Source organism: Flavobacterium sp. J49, assembly GCF_011742145.1.
Classification (GTDB): Bacteria; Bacteroidota; Bacteroidia; order Flavobacteriales; family Flavobacteriaceae; genus Flavobacterium.
The window spans coordinates 423,311-440,660 of sequence record NZ_JAAQQU010000104.1 but is presented as its reverse complement, the minus strand read 5'-3'; the positions used below and the strand labels follow the sequence as shown (position 1 = coordinate 440,660).

The window sequence follows — 17,350 nt, the reverse complement described above, 5'->3', positions numbered from 1 at the left end:
AAAACCGAGACGTTTTTTTATTAATTTAACGCAACCTTTTTATAGCATAACCATCTTAACCAAAAATCAATTACCATTATGAAAAGAATAATTTCTCTTTTAGCGTTAGTTTTTTTATTCAATTCTTGTACGCCGGAGGATGGACCGAATTATACCTATGAATTAAGACCTGTGTTAAGTGTTGATATTCCTACTGAATTTACTTTAGGAGCAACCTACACCATAACCATGCAATACAATAAGCCAACGTCTTGTCATTATTACAACACTATTTCTTATCACAAATACCTTAATGAAAGAACTATAGCGGTTGAAACCATGAAAGAAGAAAGAAGCAACTGTACAGAAACCCCAAATGATGTGTCTAGTTGCTCATTTGATTTTGTAGTAACAAGCAATGGTTCCTATATTTTTAAATTTTGGCAAGGAAAAGATGAGCAAGGAAACGATATCTTTTTAGAATACGAAATACCGGTATTAAATTAGAACATAACAATCAATTTTTGAAAATTGGATTTAAATCAACTCATAAATGATTGCAAAAACAACAATAGGAAAGCGCAAGAACAGTTATATCGAATATATTCACCAAAACTGTTTGCTGTTTGCTTGAAGTATTCGCGCAATTATACTGAGGCTCAAGACAATTTACAAGATGGATTTTTACTGATTTTTAATAAAATTGAACAGTTTTCGTTCAAAGGTTCTTTTGAGGGTTGGCTAAAGCGAGTGATGGTTAATAACGTGTTACAGCAGTACCGAAATCAAACTTTTTTGAGTTTGGTGAATGAAGATGTTGCTGAAGATTATGAAGTTGAAATTGAGGACGATCAAATCTCAATGGATTATTTGTTGAAAATTATTCAGGAATTGCCCGATAGGTATCGACTGGTTTTTAACCTCTATGTTATCGACGGGTTTTCACATGCTGAAATCGCCGAAATGTTGACCATCAATATTGGCACCTCTAAATCAAACTTGGCTAGAGCCAGAATGATTTTAAAAGAAAAAATAGAACAACACAAAAACGAAGAAGCTAAAAAGTTTCCTTCTGCAAAATGAGTGATAAAAAGAACATAGACAGACTTTTTCAAGAAAAATTCAAAGATTTTGAAGCCAATCCAGCTGAAGATCTTTGGGGCAACATTGAAGCAAGACTTGAGGACAAAAAACGCAAAAGAGTGATTCCATTTTGGTGGAAGTTCTCCGGATTGGTGGCTGTATTATTTGTTGGAATATTAATTACCAAAACCGTTTTTAACGACGATGTTACCCCAACAAATGCGATAGTTAATGAAGAAAATTCCAATCAAAACAATGGAAGTCCCGATACTACTGACTTAAAAAAAGAAGTTGACAAAGGAGTTGACAATACTTCTGAAGCCATTACAGATAAAGAAGAAACCAATAACAACTCTTTAAAATTAGACAACACTGTTGATGCAGTAGCTCCTAATTCCAACAAACAAAAACCAATCGGTAAAATTAAATCATCACCAATACTGAATGATTCAAAATCTGCTGTCGCTCACGGAAAATCGATTCAAAATCAGTCTTCAAAAAGCAAATCGTACTCAGAAAGCAGCAAGCCTCTGGTTACCAAAAATGAATTTGTGAAAAATGAAGCTCAAATCGCCGAAAGTCAAAAGAATTCCATCCAAGACATTGTTGAAAATCCGATTGCTCAAACAGAAAACAACACCAATATATCAAAAGATGCCAGTGCGATAGTAGCTCCAAAAGAGCTCAATCTTGATGGTTTAAAAGGGGATAATAACACCAAAATTGCAGTCAACGAAGTTGAAAATAAAGTTAGCGACACTACAATTAACAAAAGTGTTGCCGACAATCCGCTGGAAGAATTGCTCAATGAAAAAGAAAAAAAATCAAAGCAAGAATCTAAACAAAATAGGTGGCAACTCACCTCAAATGTTGCACCTATTTTTTTGGGTTCCCTCTCAGGCGGATCTCCAATTGATTCTACTCTCGTGAATAATTCGAAGACCTATAATACCAGAGTTGGATTCGGACTAGGCGTTAATTATGCCGTCAATTCAAAATTGACTATAAGAACCGGATTGAACAAATTGAATATGAGTTATAACACCAATGAAGTATTTTATTATGCCAGCATGCAAACCCGTTATCTGAATGGCTTGAGTCCAACAGGAGCCGGTTATACTTTACAGGTGGAAAGCGCTGTCCCAAATCCTTCAGCAACTCTTTTGACTTCAGAAAATGAGCTCTTGGCATTTGAAGAGGCCATTGTTCACAAAAATGAAGGTTATATCAACCAAGAAATCGGCTATCTGGAAATGCCGCTGGAAATGTCTTATGCCATTATTGAGAAGCGTTTCGGTTTAAAAATCATTAGTGGTTTCAGTACCTTATTTCTGCAAGACAACTCTATTTCAATTGTATCCAACAACCGAACAACCGTTTTAGGGAGAGCCAATAATTTAAATCCGGTTCATTTTAGCACCAATATTGGCTTGGGCATCAAATATGGTTTTATGAAGTCTTTTGAATTTAATGTGGAGCCAACCTTCAAATATCAGTTAAATACATTCCGTTCAAATGACGGGAATTTCAAACCTTATGTGTTTGGGATTTACAGTGGAATAAGCTATAGATTCTAGTTTGTGATTGTTTAAAAATTAGTTAAGTGGTGTTATTGCTTTCGAGTAATAACTGAAAAGAGTTCCGAAATTCGGAACTCTTTTTTATTTCAAATCTTCTTGCAAATCCCTTAAAAGAACCTCTCGAACATTGTTTTTTAAGGTCTTTTTGTAATCCGCATTTTGGTTTTTGGTGTCAAAAAAACGATGCACTTTTGCTCTCATCAATCCCGGACTTCCACTAAAAAAAGTATATGAGAAAAGCTTTTTGTTATCATAAAAAGTCATAGGAACAATGGGGATTTCATGTTCTATTGCCAAACGAAAAGCACCATCTTTGAATTCATCTAAAACTACACTTTCCTCCGGAACGCCGCCTTCAGGAAAGATACAAATGCTTACGCCTTGGTTCAATCTTTTTTGGGCCCGCCCAAAAACTGCCATTCTGCTTTTTGAACTGCTTCTGTCTACCAAAATACACGTACGCTTGTAGAAAAATCCAAACAACGGAATTTTGGCCAATTCTTTTTTCCCCACAAAAACAAAAGGATTTTTAACTATTGAAAGCATCAACATGATATCGGTCATCGAAGTATGATTGGCCACAAACATATAACTTTTGCCTTCTTGCGGCACTTCTTCAAAAGTTACTTTGACCCTAAAGCCCATTCCGAAAAGAATGAATTTGGCCCAAATTCTAGCCATGACAAAAAAATACGGATACCATTTCTCCGAAAGGATAGAAACAAACAAAAACGGAAACATGACGATGATTGGAATCGCCATCAAAATATAGAACCAAACGCGATAAAGTGTCCAAAAAACAATTTTCAATGCTCTCATGTGGTCAAATGTAATGAAAGGTATGCAATTTTTAATACAAAGGTTTAACTTTGCGTTCAGAAAAAAATTGAAGATGTCAAAAATATTAACCGGAATTCAAAGTACAGGAACGCCGCATTTGGGAAACCTTTTGGGTGCGATTTTACCTGCCATTGAACTGTCAAAAAATCCTAGCAATGAATCCTTTCTTTTTATTGCTGATTTACATTCTGTTACCCAAATTAAAAATGGCGAAGAACTTCGTCGGAATACCTACAGCACGGCTTCTGTCTGGTTGGCTTGCGGATTGGATGTCAATAAAGTGATTTTTTACCGTCAAAGTGATGTGCCGCAAACGGCTGAATTGTCTTGGTACTTGAGTTGCTTTTTTCCGTTCCAACGGTTGACCTTAGCCCATTCTTTCAAAGACAAAGCTGATAGATTAGAAGATGTAAATGCCGGTTTGTTTTCCTATCCGATGTTGATGGCGGCTGATATTTTATTGTATGATGCCGAATATGTTCCCGTAGGTAAAGACCAAATGCAACATATAGAAATTACCCGCGATGTAGCTTCTCGATTCAACCATCTAATGGGCGAAACTTTTGTGCTACCGGAAGGTAAAGTTCAAGAAGAAACGATGTATGTACCCGGAACAGACGGTTTTAAGATGAGTAAATCCCGTGGCAATCTTATCAATATTTTTCTGGAGGACAAAGCCTTGCGCAAGCAAATCATGAGCATTGAAACCGACAGTACGCCTTTGGAAGAACCAAAGAATCCGGATACTTGTAAAATATTTGCGATTTATAAATTGGTAGCCAATGCGGAGCAAATGGCCGAAATGAAAGTAAAGTATGCCAATGCCAACCGAGACTTTGGGTATGGTCATGCCAAGCAAGCTTTGTTTGAACTGATTTGTGAACGATTCAAAACCGAGAGAGAAAAGTACAACTACTATATGAGTAACCAAGAAGAAGTAGATGCTTTGTTGAAATTGGGCGCCGCAAAAGCCGGTACTATTGCCAATGGTGTTTTACAAAAAGTGAGAACCAAATTGGGATTTGAATAGCTTAATCCTCTATCAATCCTCCATTTTTGTAGTTTAGTTTGACATCGGTTTCAAAAATGTGGTCTTCTGCTAAAATGGCTTTGGCTCTTGGAGCCAATTCGCTAAAACGGTATTCAACCACAGACCCGCCTCTAATAAATAAATGGTTACTTTCTGTTTGGAAAGTAGCCAAATTTTTTCCCAAATAGACATTGAAAATGGTTTTGGCTTCTTCTGTGTTGAAGTTGACATAAAGAAAATCACCGGCTTTTATAAAATGAGCCGTGCGTGGAATTTTGATGCTGTCATACAATACCGCGTTTTCTAATAACAACATATCATAATCACTACTGTTTTGTATTCTGATGTTGTTGCCGCTTTCTCCGGTGGGTTGGTTTTCGTAGAACGTTTCAAATGGGTTTTCCCCGGTTTTAATACCGCTGATTTTGGTCAATCTTTTAATTTGACTTTGATTATATTCGGCCAAGAAAATACGGAAACTATCAATTTTAAACTTCATATCCGTATAGTATCGGTCCAATTTTCTGGGTTCGGATTGGTATTCAGAACCGTCATACGACTCCTCTGTTTCATAGTCCGGATTCAAATCCGAAATATTGCTTATCACAAAAGAAACCCTAAGAATGATAAACAATCCAACTACAGCATAAATCCAATAGTATTTTTTTCTGTTTCTGGAGAAAGGCTTATAATTAATCTCCGCGCTTTCCTTTAACATTGCGATGCTTTTCGATAGTTGGCCATCAATAGCCTCATAGTTTTTCATGGCCGTAAAAGTCCGCTTCGCCAGTTCAGATGTCTTATCGGCGATGTACATATTCATTACTGTATTGAAAAATGTTTTGACTTTTTCTTCAAGCGCTTCATTCTTCAAGCCGTTTAAGAAAATAAAAAAGTTAGCGTCTTTTATGTAAAGTATTTTCGAGAAATCACCAAAAGGCGGTTTCAGAGTCCGATTGGCCAAATCAAGTTTTTCTTTGGCATAAAAAAGGATTCGTTCTGAAATTTCATCGGGTAAAAGCTCATGCGCTTCAACCAGCAAACCTATTTCCTGATAATCATTGACTTGAATTTTGTCAAATACAAACGGCTGTAAACTATCGTTTAAAAAGGTTTGGACAAATGCCTTAATCTCTGCTGCATCTTGGGTTTCTACTTCTGCTTGAAACTGTTTTTTAGAATAATTTTTTTGAGCAAAAAAATTAAACAACGCTCGGTTATTCATCACCGCCTGAAATGGTTTGGGCTGCTTTTTAAGGGCTTTAAAAAACTGTGATATCAACTCGTCGGTCAGATTTGGATGGTTTTGTTTTTCAATTTCCAATCTGCTTTCCATTTCAGTAAAATCTGCTTTAGTAAATGACCCTATTTGGATCGTTTTAACAGACAATAGCTCGGCTATTTCAATTATATTCATTAGGTATATTTTTAAATCGCTTCAAATAATTTTCCCGGTAAAGGCCTGATAATTCCCTTTAATTCCATGTTCAAAAGAACCGATGAAAGTTTAAAAATAGGGAAATCACAGTCAAGCGCAACAATATCAAGCGATTGTTTTCCATTTTGCTGCAAGTAATCATAAATTTTCTGTTCTTCAAAATCCAAAGTCACAAAAAGTTGTTTTTGTATAACTTTGTTGTCTTTCTGCGCTTGCGATTGAAGCTCCCAATTCAAACAATAAACCAAATCAGCCGCAGAAGTTATCAAATTGGCGCGTTGGGTTTTAATCAAATCATTACAACCCTGACTGTATTTATCCGTAGTTCTTCCGGGAACAGCAAACACATCTCGGTTGTAATCATTGGCTATATTCGCGGTGATAAGGGAACCTCCTTTTTCGGCACTTTCTATCACTATTGTCGCTTCACTCATGCCGGCAACGATACGGTTTCGTTTGACAAAGTTTTCTTTATCCGGATTGGAACTGCTCCAAAATTCGGTAAGAAATCCGCCATTCTGTTCCATTTTGGCGATGTATTTTTTATGGGTTTTGGGATAAATTTGATTGAGTCCGTGCGCCAAAACCCCAATAGTTTGCAAGTTGTGTTCCATGGCTGCTTGGTGTGCTACTATATCAACACCATACGCAAATCCACTCACTATTATCGGATTAAATAAAGCTAAATCTTCTATAAGTTTTTTGCAAAATTCAGTTCCATAAGACGTGATTTGCCTTGTCCCGACTATGCTAATCATTCTTCGGTTGGTAAAGTCAACTTTTCCGGAAGCAAACAACAAAACCGGTCCGTCAATACAATGCTTTAACCTATCCGGATAATCTTCATTTTGAAAATACAAAACGTTGATGTTCTCTTTTTGAATATGCTCTAATTCGCGTTCGGCTTTTTCGAAAACCGTTTTGTCTTTTAGATTTCTGATTAAAACTTCTCCAACACCATCTATCGCTTTCAACTGTTTCAATTTGGTCTTAAAAACATTTTCTGCTGAACCACAATGACTTATTAGTTTTTTGGCCACCACATCACCAACGCCATCAATGCGCAAAAGAGCTAAAACATGAAAAAGTTCGTTTGTAATCATATCAATAAATTACTACAAAATTAAATATTTTTCTTTTGGATTGTTAATAAAATTTGTGAATAATTTTTTGATACTACTATTGTTTCTATAAATTTGTTGACATGAAGATTGAACAATACATTTCCCAATTATTATATCGTTATCAATGTGTTACCGTTCCCGGATTTGGTGCTTTTTTGACCGAATTCCAGTCGGCACAATGGGATGAAAACGCTCATTCGTTTTATCCGCCGAAAAAATTGATTTCGTTCAATCCCTTTATCAAAAACAATGACGGTTTATTAGCCAATCATTTGGCACAAACTGAAAAAATAGCCTACGAGATTGCAGTTAACGCGATTCAAAATGAAGTAAACGATTGGAAAAATAAGATTCAGGAATTGGGTCGTTTTTCCATTAAAAACATCGGTGAATTTACTTTAAACGCTGAAAAAAACTTAGTGTTTGTTCCGGCTGACCAAGTCAATTACCTCAAAGAATCTTTTGGTTTGAGTTCGTTTGTTTCTCCTGCCGTAAAACGCGAAACCTACAAACAAGTTGCTGAAACATTTGAAGAAAAAGCACCGATTACCTTCACTCCGGAAAAAAGAAGCAATTACAAAGCATTGAAATACGCTGCAGTTTTCACACTTTCATTGGGTTTGACCGGTGTTTTGGGATACAAACTGTATGACAATTATTTGACACAAGTAGAACAAGAAACTTTATTAGTACAATCCAACGTTCAGAAAAAAATCAATCAAAAAATACAAGAAGCGACTTTCTTTATTGAGAATCCGTTGCCGAGTGTGACTTTGACGGTTCCGAATGAAAAAATGCCTTACCATGTGGTTGCCGGTGTTTTCAGAATCGAGAGCAATGCAGAGAATGCTTATCAATCTTTACTGAAATTAGGTTTTAAAGCCAAAAGACTACCTGCCAACAAACACGGCATGTTTCCGGTACTTTACGGAAGTTTTTCCTCCTATGCCGATGCACAGGACACTATGAAAGACATCAAAAAACTAGACAACAAAGACGCCTGGTTGCTAATAGAAGAACTATAAAAAAGTCCCGAGAAATCGGGATTTTTTGTTTTCAGTAATTACCTTTGCAAAAAAAAACATGACGCCTAAACATCCTTCCGATTCCTTAACGGTTTTAACCGATTTAGTCTTGCCTAGCGAAACCAATCCCTTGAACAATCTTTTTGGTGGTGAATTATTGGCTCGCATGGACCGAGCTGCCAGTATAGCCGCACGCAGACATTCCCGCAGAATTGTAGTAACGGCTTCGGTGAATCACGTGGCTTTTAACCGAGCCATTCCTTTGGGAAGTGTTGTAACTGTTGAGGCTAAAGTTTCGAGGGCTTTTACCTCTTCAATGGAAATATTTATTGATGTTTGGATTGAAGACCGAGAATCGGGAAGCCGAAGCAAAGCCAACGAGGCGATTTATACTTTTGTGGCCGTGAACGAAACCGGCAATCCTGTTCCTGTGCCTCAGATTGAACCTGAAACTGAGTTGGAAAAATCAAGATTTGATGCTGCGCTACGCAGAAAACAGTTAAGTTTGGTTTTGGCCGGAAAAATGAATCCCCACGATGCAACTGAATTAAAAGCATTATTTGTTTAGCAACCGTTTTTTTATTCAAAAAAACAGTATATTTCCAAAAATTCTGTAAAAATGAAAACCACTCAACTTTTGTTGGTTTTTTTATGTCTTTTTGTGAATACTGTTGTGGCACAAAAAGGTATTGATCCAACACCCGAAGACATTACCAAGGCAAAACAATTACGAGAAAAATACTCCAAAGACGATATTGCCATTCTGGAAAGTAATGATTTTGTCAGCTTTGATTTGAACAAAAAAGATGGAAAAGTCATTGTAAATCATACGACTAAAGAAAATTTGATGAACATCAATCATCGTGCAGACATTCACAAATATGAATTTTACGATAGTGAATCAAGGATTCAGACTTTCTCTTTGAAATACCGAAATGATAAACCGGCACAATTTAGCGTTACGGACGAATTTTACAAAGACAAGGATTTGTTCTACAATGATGCCAAAGTAAAATACATCGCGGTTGATTTTCCGGTTCAGGGCTACAATTACAAATATGAAATGGAGAAAAAATACGATGACGTTAAGTATTTTACGGCATTGTATTTCAATGATGAATACCCTATTTTAAAGAAAAAAATAGCCTTTGATATTCCGAATTGGCTTGAAGTTGAATTGAGAGAATTTAATTTTGAAGGTCATAAAATCACCAAAACATCAACCCAAGAAGGCAATATCACACACGTTACTTACACCTTTGACGACGTTCCGGCGCTATACAAAGAGGACGAAACTCCGGGAAGAAGTTACCTTTATCCGCACATTTTAATTTTAGCCAAATCATTTACGAAAGACGGCGTTAAAACTCCTTTATTTAGAGATTACAATGACTTGTACAAATGGTATCGCTCATTGGTTTTAATGATGAAAGACGACACTAGTGTGCTCAAAGACAAAGTAGCCGAACTAACCGCCAATGCTAAAACCGACGAAGAGAAAATCAAAAACATCTATTATTGGGTCCAGGATAACATTCGATATATTGCCTTTGAAGATGGCATTGCCGGATTCAAACCCGATGAATCTAACAATGTTTTCACCAAGAGATACGGCGACTGTAAAGGCATGGCCAATTTGATCAAACAAATGTTGAAACTGGCCGGTTTTGATGCGCGACTGACATGGATTGGAACCAAGCACATTGCTTATGATTACCAAACACCGTCTTTGGCGGTAGACAACCACATGATTTGTACTTTATTTCACAAAGGCAAAAAGATTTACCTTGACGGTACCGAAAAATTCAATTCTTTAGGCGATTATGCCGAGCGCATTCAAAACAAAGAAGTCATGATTGAAGACGGTGAAAAATGCATCATCGAAAAAGTGCCCGGCGGAACTGCTGAGAGCAATAAGGAACTTTTCAAAGCCACGCTAAGTATTGAAAACGAAACCATTGTTGGTACCTGTAACAAAAGTTTTTTTGGAGAAAGCAAAACCCAATTTTTGAACATTTACAACAGTTTTGAAACCAATAAAAAGAAAGAGCGCTTGGACGGATTTTTATCCAGACAAAACAAAAGCATACTGGTAAAAGACTTGAAAACCAGCGACTTCAAAAACCGAGATATTCCTTTAACGCTCGACTACAACATTGCCATTTCGAATAAAGTTTCTTCTTTTGACGATGAAATCTATGTGGATTTGGACTTTATGAATGAGTACAAAGGATTTGAATTAAAGGACCGAAAAGTGGATTATGAGATGAATTACAAAACCCATTTTAATTCGCAGATAACACTAAAAATTCCCGAGGGTTACAAAGTGACCAAAATCCCTTCAGATCTTGTGATTAAAGAACCCAATTTTGACATCAATATCAGTTTTGAAAACACCGGAAAAGAGATTGTTTATAAAAAGACTTTCCTTTTCAAAAACGGTTGTATCAAAGCCAATGAAATTGAAAAATGGAATGATTTCAACAAAAAACTAATCGAAAATTACAACCAGCAAATTACCTTATCCAAATAAAACCAAAGTCAAATGAAAGCCAAACTGTTATTGCTTTTGCTATTAGTTACCACTTCTATAGTAGCACAAGATAAAAAAGAAGTGAAAGAATTTTTTTGGGGTGCCAAAGATGAGTTCAAAAAAGCCAATACGGTTCCCGATAAGTGGAAAAACGAATCTGCGGTTATCATTCACAAAAGAGAACATTACAACTACCATAAGTTTGGTGCCAATGTGACTTACACTTCAGCTATCCGAAAAAGAATCAAACTTCAGGACCAAGCGGCAGTAACCGAATTTTCGCAGTTTTCCTATAAAACCAAATTCTATTCCAACAAAGCTTATGGAAGTGGATTTTGGCGCAGAGGAACCAATTTTATTGGCGTAAAAGTGGTAAAACCGGATGGAAAAGAAGTAGAAATTGACACCGATAAAGAATCAAAAGAAGTGAATGGGGAACAAAAATTAGCCATTCCTAACTTGGAAGTTGGAGATATCATTGACTTTTATTTCTATAGTATCGAACCTTTCAAATCGGTTTATGATTACAGTTTTGATGCGGTCGAAACGCCTTTAGGTGACGTTTACCCAACCATGGATTTGAAAATTACCTTGGAAACCGAAAATGACTTTTTTGTCAATTTCAACACTTATAACGGTGCGCCGCAATTAAAACAAATTCCAACCAAAAACAGCGGCGAAAGAAGCTATGAATTGGCGGAAAAAAATATCGAAAAGAACGAATTCCCGCGTTGGTTTTATCCATTGGCGGAAATGCCTTGTTACAAGTTTCAAGTAATTTTTGCCCGTTCGGGGAAATTTGAAAAACTGGCAGATGGCTTTTTATCTGAAAGCGAAAAAGAAATCAAGAAAACCGTCGCCAAACAAGACATTTACGACTATTACAACAAAAAGTTTGTTCCAAACGGAAATCTGGATCCAATCAAGGATTTCTTGAAAGGCAAAACATTTGCCAGTGACGAAGAAAAGATTCGCGAGGTATATTATTTCTGTCGTCACGAATATTATACACGGTACATAGAAGCCTTTGTGGTCAATGAAACCAAGCTTTTTTACCCGTTTGAATATTACGGTTACAATCCGATTTTCTTTAGTAGCGAAGAATCTTTTATCAATTATTTCATGTACTTCCTTAAGAAAAATGAAATTGATTATGATATTATTGTGGCCACACCAAGATACAATGGCTCTATCGATGATTTGTTGATACAAGGCAATGTAACTAAGCTTATCCGAGTGAATACCAAAAATCCGGTTTACCTGCAATACTTTTCGCCTTACACCAGTGCTGACCAAATTGATTATACGGTAGAAAATTCAAAAGCCTATGTATTGGAAGTTTCTAAAGGAAAAAAAGTAACCGATGCTTCAACCGTTATACTTCCGTCAAGTACTTATCAGGAAAATAGTTATAAAACCAAAACCAGCTTAACCTTAGATAACTTTACCGGTTTTTCTATCAAAAGAGAATCATCTTATTTGGGTCATTTGAAAGAAAACGAACAAAAAGACAAGTTCAATTTCTATGATTATGTATATGAAGATTACAAAAAATACGGTACTACACAGCTTTTGGAATACGTTAAAAACAAAAAGAAGAAAGAGCAATATACCAACGAGATGAACTCTTTGATTAATAAAATGAAGGACAAACAAAAAGAAACCTTCGAAAAATCGGTGGAAGAAGAGTACGAATTTGAAGTGGATGATTACAAATTTGAAATCAAGAATTCCGGACGTTACGGTAAAAAATCGGCTTTAGAAATGGAAGAGACTTTTGTGGTCAAAAACAATTTAATCAAAAAAGCAGGCGATAAATATCTCGTTGAAATTGGTAAAATATTGACTTCCCAAATTGAAATCGACCAAAAAGAAAAAGACCGAAAAAACAATATTTACATGATTTATCCGCGTTCTTTTGAGAATGAAATTATTCTGGAAATTCCTTCAGGCTACAGTGTTTCGGGGTTGGAAAAGCTTAACAAAAAGGTGGAAAATGAAACCGGAGGATTTACCTCAACCGCGGAGGTAAAAGGAAATCAATTGGTCATCAAAACGTTTAAGTATTATAAAAACTATTATGAGCCTAATGCCAATTGGAGCAAAATGATTGCTTTTTTAGATGCGGCTTACCAGTTTACTCAGGAAAAGGTTTTACTAAAGAAGAACTAATTCTGAATATTATCCAAACAAAAAACCGACTCACTAAGAAAGTCGGTTTTTTGTTTTTATCTTGATGACAACCAAGTGGTCGGATTAAAATAAGTGCTGTTTTGCGAAATCACAAACTTAAGTACCGTGCGTCCGTCGGCATCGGTTCTAATTTTACCCAATACTTCTTTAGCAGAAACCTTATCTCCGGGCTGAACGTTTACTGAACTCAAATTTTGGTACAATGTAAAGAAATCTCCGTGTCTGACCAAAACTGCTTTTTTAAGCGGCGTTACTTGTTGGATTTGAACAACTTCACCAGAGAAAACCGCTCTGGCAGAAGCACCACTTTCGGTTGAAATTTCAATACCGCTATTATGGACTTCAATGGTTTTAAAAACCGGATGCGGTTGGTTCCCATAGCCCAAACTGATAACGCCTTTTTCCACAGGCCAAGGTAATCTGCCTTTATTGGCCTTGAAATTATTAGAAACCAATTTTCCTTCGGGCGTTAAAACGATATTGGTTGAAGACTCAATAGCCTTTTTCTCCGCATCTGTAATTTTCGGATTGGCTTTTACATTGGCTGCCGCTGTTTTCTTATTGGCGGCAATAATCGCATCGCGGATCATTTTCTTGATTTGAGCATCTATCTTTTTGGTTTCGGCTTGTTTCTTTTTGATTTCAGCCGTGATTTTGCCTTTTTCTTTTTTGATTTGATTGGCAATTTTCTCCTGCTCTTGTTTTTCTTTGACCAATTCCTGCTTTTCCTTTTCGTTCTCGGCTATGAGTTTCTCTTTCTCTAATTTTTGAACGCCAATTTTAACATTGTAATCTTCCAGCTGTTTGGTTTTTCCTTTGATTTCTTCGCCTTGCATTTTGCGATAACTCGCATATTGCTTCATGTACTGCGCTCTTTTATAAGCCTGAAGAAAGTTTTGTGACGACAATAAGAACATGGCTCGGCTTTGCTCCGAACGGCTCTTATACGACTTTAAAATCATCTCTGCGTAGTCTTTGCGCAGTTGTTCCAAGTCGCGATTGAGCTGGTTGATTTTGAGTTGGTTGACATAAATATCATTACTCAACAATTTGGTTTGCTTTTCGGTAGTGCGGATGAGTTTTTCTTTGAGACCAATTTTTTCTTTTTGAATTAATAATTGCCCAACAACTGACTTTTCTTTGGTTTTCATCAAATTCAGTTGCTCCTGTTTTTCTAAAATTTCTTGCTGTATTTTGGCTTTTCTTTGTTCGAGTTCTTCCTGTGTAGGCGGTTGACTCCACATTGGCGTAGCTAAACAAAAGAATAAGAGGCAGAAAAAGATTCTTGGCATGGTAAAGTAAATTTTGGCTTGTCTAATTTATAAAAATTCGGTCATATCCATCGGGAACGCTGTAAGGAAATGAAAGTTCTTCGTTAAAAGTAACCGAATTATAATCAATTGAAATTTCTGTTTTCCCTTTCTTTTGCACCGCATTGATAAACAAACCGGCCGGCAAAATTGCTGAAGTGAAATTTTGAAAACTGGAATAATTCACGGCAAACATTCTTTCTTTTTCCGGTTGGATTACCTCCTGCTTTTTGAGCAAATAATTTTTCAATTCAAAGAAAAAAGTCTTCTCGGTTTTATCTTGAACGTTGTTGAGCTTGTAGAATTTATCGGTTAATTCCGTTGCATATTCTTGCTGGGTCAAATCGTCTATCGGTTTCCCTACGAGCATATTTTGAATTTTATTAAAATCCAAATCGGTGCCCAACCATTCGCTTAGCGAAGCATAATCGCCTTCAAAATAAGTACCGTTAATTTTTTCGTAATACTTCACTTGATTAGGTGTTATCAAGGCTTTGGCCATAGTGATTCCCAAGAAACGAATGCTGACTAAAATCTTTTCTCCTTTTTTGATTTTGATTTCGGCCGATACACTTTGAGACTGATTTTCGTCTCTGTATTTGGCGCTTGATCTTATGTATAACGTAGAAAAATCGCTTTTATTGTTGTAGTGATTCTCGATGATTTTTTGGGAAGTGACTTCGTTTTCATTAATAGCCGTAACGGGTTTAGCGGAATTCGTGTCCACCATCACAGCCTTTGACTTGCAAGAAGCAAAAAAAACAACCAACATTATGTAATACCAATACTTCATTATTTCTTTTGTTTGTTAATGAGTTCGTTGGCTTTGACAAAATGCTTTTCTTTTTTCTTCATATCGCCCAAAGCATTATAAGCTTCGCCTAATTGAATGTTGAAATTGATTTCCAAAGCCGTATCATCGATAACAAAATCCAAGCCAGTCTCCAAAGTGGAAGCTGCTTTCTTGAAATTTCCCTTTTGATTGTAGGCTAAACCTGCATAATAGTAAAACTGCGGTTGCGTTGGGAACAATTGCGTCAAATCGTCCGCTTTTTGGGCCAAGACCTCAAATTGTTGGTTTTCGGTATAGGCCTGAAGCAACAACAAAATCGTTTCCATGTCTTCCGGTGCATTTTTCAAATGCATCTCAAAATACTTCACCGCTTTACCCCAAGCCGCTTTTGCGTAATAAAATTTCCCAATTTCTTTGGCGACTTTGACTTCTTTGTCGTTGTCAAAATAGGCAATGGCTTTGTCTAAATCGGCTTCGTATTTTGGGTTGTTTTTGGCAAAAATCAGAAACTCATTGAGCATTCTATGTTTGATTTTGGCGTCTATTTTTTGACTCGGCAAGACAATATTCATGGCTTTTACCGCATTGTCGCCGTCGTTGTTGTTCAAATGAAATTTGAATAAACTCACTTGTGCCCAATCGGATGTTGGGATTGCTGCCTCGAGTTTCTTGGCGATTTCCAGAGCTTTTTCTTCCTGATTGCTTTGCGAATACATATAAATCAACGCAATATAATTGGATTCTTCTTTGGGGAATTTTTTGATTTGATCTAACAAGTTGTTCTTTTCCGCCGATTGGTATTTGGCATCTTTGAGAATATCGGCTTTGTACAATTCGCGTTTGTCCGACTTTCCGACCTTCTCATTCAACTCATTGATAAGTTCTAATGCTTTGTCAAACTGCTGGGTATTCATGTAGAGCGAAGTTAAATCTTCTTTGTACTCTGCTTTGAATTCCACCAGTTTTTGCACAATGACAATCGCCTTATTGTAATCATGCGTTTCATAACAAACATCATACATGCCAACCCAAGCCCAGCGGTTTTGCGGATCCATTTGGGTTACCTTTTCAAAATTGTCGTAAGCCTCTTTGTATTTTTTTTGGGCCAAATAATTTTTCCCTAATTCAAAATAAACCACCGCATTTTCGGGCTGAATTTCTTTACATCTCTCTAATGACTGAATTGCTTTGTCGTAGTTTTCGATGCTTTTTTGTTTGAGTGCTTCGTAAAAATGATCTTGAAATCCATCGTCAATTACGACTATATTGTTGGGTTCCTCTTGGGCCACAACAATATTGGGAATGGAAAACATTCCGAGTAACAAACCATAAATTACAAGTCTTTTCATTTTTTTCTATTCTAAAACCGAATAATCCCCAATGCTGATGCTTTTGAATTCACCGTCAAAGGTAGCGTGATTTCCTATCATTGCGTTATCCAACTTTGCATTTTTAATATGTGCATGGGTTTGTACCAAACTGTTTTGGATTTTGGTATTGCTAACATGCGTTCCTTTGCCTAAAGACACATTGGGTCCAACTATAGAGTTGATAATAGCCACATCTTCACCAATATAACATGGCGGAATAATGGTGGCGTTCTCTAATCGCACCGTTTCGGCAATCAAGTTTTCTCCGTCATTGTGTAAAAAGCCCAACATTCTGGAGTTGGTTTCTACCGTAACATCTTTATTTCCACAGTCCATCCATTCATCCACTTTTCCGGGCACAAATTTCATGCCTTTTGCCATCATCTGTTTGATTCCGTCATTAATTTGGTATTCGCCGCCGTGAATAATGTTGTTGTCCAAAACCGATTGCAGCTCATTTCGCAACACCGCAACGTCTTTAAAATAGTAAATTCCGATTACGGCCAAGTCAGACACAAACTCCTTTGGTTTTTCTACTAACTCAACAATCTCATTGTTATCGTTTAAATTGATTACCCCAAAAGCACTTGGATCTTCCACTTGTTTCACCCATATCACGCTATCGGCGGTTTTGTCTAAATCAAAGTCGGCACGGATTAACGTATCGGCATAAGCAATCACTGCCGGTCCGCTCAAAGATTCTTTGGCACACATAATCGCATGACCGGTTCCTAAAGCTTCATTTTGGTAATAAATTGTTCCTCGTGCGCCTAGTTTATTGGCTATCGCTATTAATTCTTCTTCAACTTTTTTACCAAAACTTTCATGAATGATGAAAGCTACTTCTTCAATTTCCTGATTCAAAACTCCGGCGATGTCTTCTACCAAGCGGTGTACGATTGGTTTTCCGGCTACCGGAATTAAAGGTTTTGGAATGGTTAAAGTGTGAGGTCTAAGACGCGAACCGCGACCGGCCATGGGTACTATAATTTTCATTTTTTATTGTATTAAGATTTGAGTATTAAGTATTAAGACTGATTAAATACTCGAAT

At 36.7% G+C, this 17,350-nt stretch carries 15 protein-coding genes; 8 read left to right on the top strand and 7 right to left on the bottom strand.

The features are described 5' to 3' along the window. The first annotated feature begins 78 nt into the window (after positions 1-78). Genes HA632_RS08525 through HA632_RS08515 form a run of 3 tightly spaced genes read left to right on the top strand, consistent with a single transcriptional unit; the run spans position 79 to position 2,639 of the window. Positions 79-486: a hypothetical protein gene (locus HA632_RS08525; protein ID WP_176306765.1), complete on the top strand. Its 408-nt coding sequence runs from the start codon at positions 79-81 to the stop codon at positions 484-486. 24 nt (positions 487-510) lie between these two features. Further along, a complete protein-coding gene (locus tag HA632_RS08520) occupies positions 511-1,062 on the top strand; it encodes an RNA polymerase sigma factor (protein WP_176306764.1) in 552 nt (183 codons plus the stop codon). Beyond that, on the top strand, positions 1,059-2,639 hold the full coding sequence (locus HA632_RS08515; RefSeq protein WP_176306763.1) for a hypothetical protein: 1,581 nt from the start codon (positions 1,059-1,061) through the stop codon (positions 2,637-2,639). Before HA632_RS08520 ends, HA632_RS08515 begins: the two co-directional genes overlap by 4 nt. Positions 2,640-2,723: 84 nt before the next feature. On the opposite strand, the gene HA632_RS08510 is transcribed toward HA632_RS08515, so the two are convergent. After that, positions 2,724-3,461, bottom strand: a complete 738-nt coding sequence (locus tag HA632_RS08510; RefSeq protein ID WP_176306762.1) for a 1-acyl-sn-glycerol-3-phosphate acyltransferase — start codon at positions 3,459-3,461, stop codon at positions 2,724-2,726. Between the two features lie 73 nt (positions 3,462-3,534). Between HA632_RS08510 and trpS the strand changes: the two genes are divergently transcribed. Then, positions 3,535-4,512, top strand: a complete 978-nt coding sequence (gene trpS / locus HA632_RS08505; RefSeq protein WP_176306761.1) for a tryptophan--tRNA ligase — start codon at positions 3,535-3,537, stop codon at positions 4,510-4,512. A gap of 1 nt (position 4,513) precedes the next feature. On the opposite strand, the gene HA632_RS08500 is transcribed toward trpS, so the two are convergent. Both HA632_RS08500 and dprA read right to left on the bottom strand, forming a co-directional pair. Continuing rightward, positions 4,514-5,929 carry a hypothetical protein gene (locus tag HA632_RS08500; protein WP_176306760.1) on the bottom strand — a complete coding sequence of 472 codons (1,416 nt, stop codon included), beginning with the start codon at positions 5,927-5,929 and terminating at the stop codon, positions 4,514-4,516. 11 nt (positions 5,930-5,940) lie between these two features. Then, positions 5,941-7,053 (bottom strand): DNA-processing protein DprA, encoded by a 1,113-nt coding sequence (dprA, locus tag HA632_RS08495; RefSeq protein ID WP_176306759.1) that lies wholly within the window; start codon positions 7,051-7,053, stop codon positions 5,941-5,943. A 101-nt stretch (positions 7,054-7,154) separates the two neighbouring features. On the opposite strand from dprA, the gene HA632_RS08490 reads away from it, so the two are divergent. From HA632_RS08490 to HA632_RS08475, 4 genes are read left to right on the top strand one after another with little or no spacing between them, the layout of a single operon-like run. Then, entirely contained in the window at positions 7,155-8,099 is a 945-nt protein-coding gene (locus HA632_RS08490) for an SPOR domain-containing protein (RefSeq protein WP_176306758.1), read from the top strand. 58 nt (positions 8,100-8,157) lie between these two features. Continuing rightward, entirely contained in the window at positions 8,158-8,667 is a 510-nt protein-coding gene (locus tag HA632_RS08485) for an acyl-CoA thioesterase (protein ID WP_176306757.1), read from the top strand. A gap of 51 nt (positions 8,668-8,718) precedes the next feature. After that, positions 8,719-10,632: a transglutaminase family protein gene (locus HA632_RS08480; protein ID WP_176306756.1), complete on the top strand. Its 1,914-nt coding sequence runs from the start codon at positions 8,719-8,721 to the stop codon at positions 10,630-10,632. Between the two features lie 12 nt (positions 10,633-10,644). Beyond that, entirely contained in the window at positions 10,645-12,804 is a 2,160-nt protein-coding gene (locus tag HA632_RS08475; RefSeq protein ID WP_176306755.1) for a hypothetical protein, read from the top strand. 56 nt (positions 12,805-12,860) lie between these two features. Here the strand turns inward: HA632_RS08475 and HA632_RS08470 are convergent, their stop codons facing one another. The 4 genes from HA632_RS08470 to HA632_RS08455 are packed head-to-tail and all read right to left on the bottom strand — an operon-like array spanning position 12,861 to position 17,294. Beyond that, positions 12,861-14,117, bottom strand: a complete 1,257-nt coding sequence (locus tag HA632_RS08470) for a murein hydrolase activator EnvC (protein ID WP_176306754.1) — start codon at positions 14,115-14,117, stop codon at positions 12,861-12,863. Positions 14,118-14,139: 22 nt separating this feature from the next. Then, positions 14,140-14,928, bottom strand: coding sequence for a DUF4292 domain-containing protein (locus HA632_RS08465; protein ID WP_176306753.1), 789 nt, complete (start codon positions 14,926-14,928; stop codon positions 14,140-14,142). After that, positions 14,928-16,277 (bottom strand): lipopolysaccharide assembly protein LapB, encoded by a 1,350-nt coding sequence (locus HA632_RS08460; protein ID WP_176306752.1) that lies wholly within the window; start codon positions 16,275-16,277, stop codon positions 14,928-14,930. The genes HA632_RS08465 and HA632_RS08460 overlap by 1 nt, the downstream gene beginning before the upstream one ends. Before the next feature lie 6 nt (positions 16,278-16,283). Beyond that, positions 16,284-17,294 carry a sugar nucleotidyltransferase gene (locus HA632_RS08455; protein WP_176306751.1) on the bottom strand — a complete coding sequence of 337 codons (1,011 nt, stop codon included), beginning with the start codon at positions 17,292-17,294 and terminating at the stop codon, positions 16,284-16,286. Between the last annotated feature and the right edge of the window lie 56 nt (positions 17,295-17,350).

Coding starts and splice junctions, on each gene's coding strand:
- HA632_RS08480 (WP_176306756.1), top strand. CDS start 8,719: ATGAAAACCACTCAACTTTTGTTGGTTTTTTTATGTCTTTTTGTGAAT.
- HA632_RS08490 (WP_176306758.1), top strand. CDS start 7,155: ATGAAGATTGAACAATACATTTCCCAATTATTATATCGTTATCAATGT.
- HA632_RS08460 (WP_176306752.1), bottom strand. CDS start 16,277: ATGAAAAGACTTGTAATTTATGGTTTGTTACTCGGAATGTTTTCCATT.
- HA632_RS08475 (WP_176306755.1), top strand. CDS start 10,645: ATGAAAGCCAAACTGTTATTGCTTTTGCTATTAGTTACCACTTCTATA.
- dprA (WP_176306759.1), bottom strand. CDS start 7,053: ATGATTACAAACGAACTTTTTCATGTTTTAGCTCTTTTGCGCATTGAT.
- HA632_RS08465 (WP_176306753.1), bottom strand. CDS start 14,928: ATGAAGTATTGGTATTACATAATGTTGGTTGTTTTTTTTGCTTCTTGC.
- HA632_RS08500 (WP_176306760.1), bottom strand. CDS start 5,929: ATGAATATAATTGAAATAGCCGAGCTATTGTCTGTTAAAACGATCCAA.
- HA632_RS08525 (WP_176306765.1), top strand. CDS start 79: ATGAAAAGAATAATTTCTCTTTTAGCGTTAGTTTTTTTATTCAATTCT.
- HA632_RS08510 (WP_176306762.1), bottom strand. CDS start 3,461: ATGAGAGCATTGAAAATTGTTTTTTGGACACTTTATCGCGTTTGGTTC.
- HA632_RS08515 (WP_176306763.1), top strand. CDS start 1,059: ATGAGTGATAAAAAGAACATAGACAGACTTTTTCAAGAAAAATTCAAA.
- HA632_RS08455 (WP_176306751.1), bottom strand. CDS start 17,294: ATGAAAATTATAGTACCCATGGCCGGTCGCGGTTCGCGTCTTAGACCT.
- HA632_RS08470 (WP_176306754.1), bottom strand. CDS start 14,117: ATGCCAAGAATCTTTTTCTGCCTCTTATTCTTTTGTTTAGCTACGCCA.
- HA632_RS08485 (WP_176306757.1), top strand. CDS start 8,158: ATGACGCCTAAACATCCTTCCGATTCCTTAACGGTTTTAACCGATTTA.
- trpS (WP_176306761.1), top strand. CDS start 3,535: ATGTCAAAAATATTAACCGGAATTCAAAGTACAGGAACGCCGCATTTG.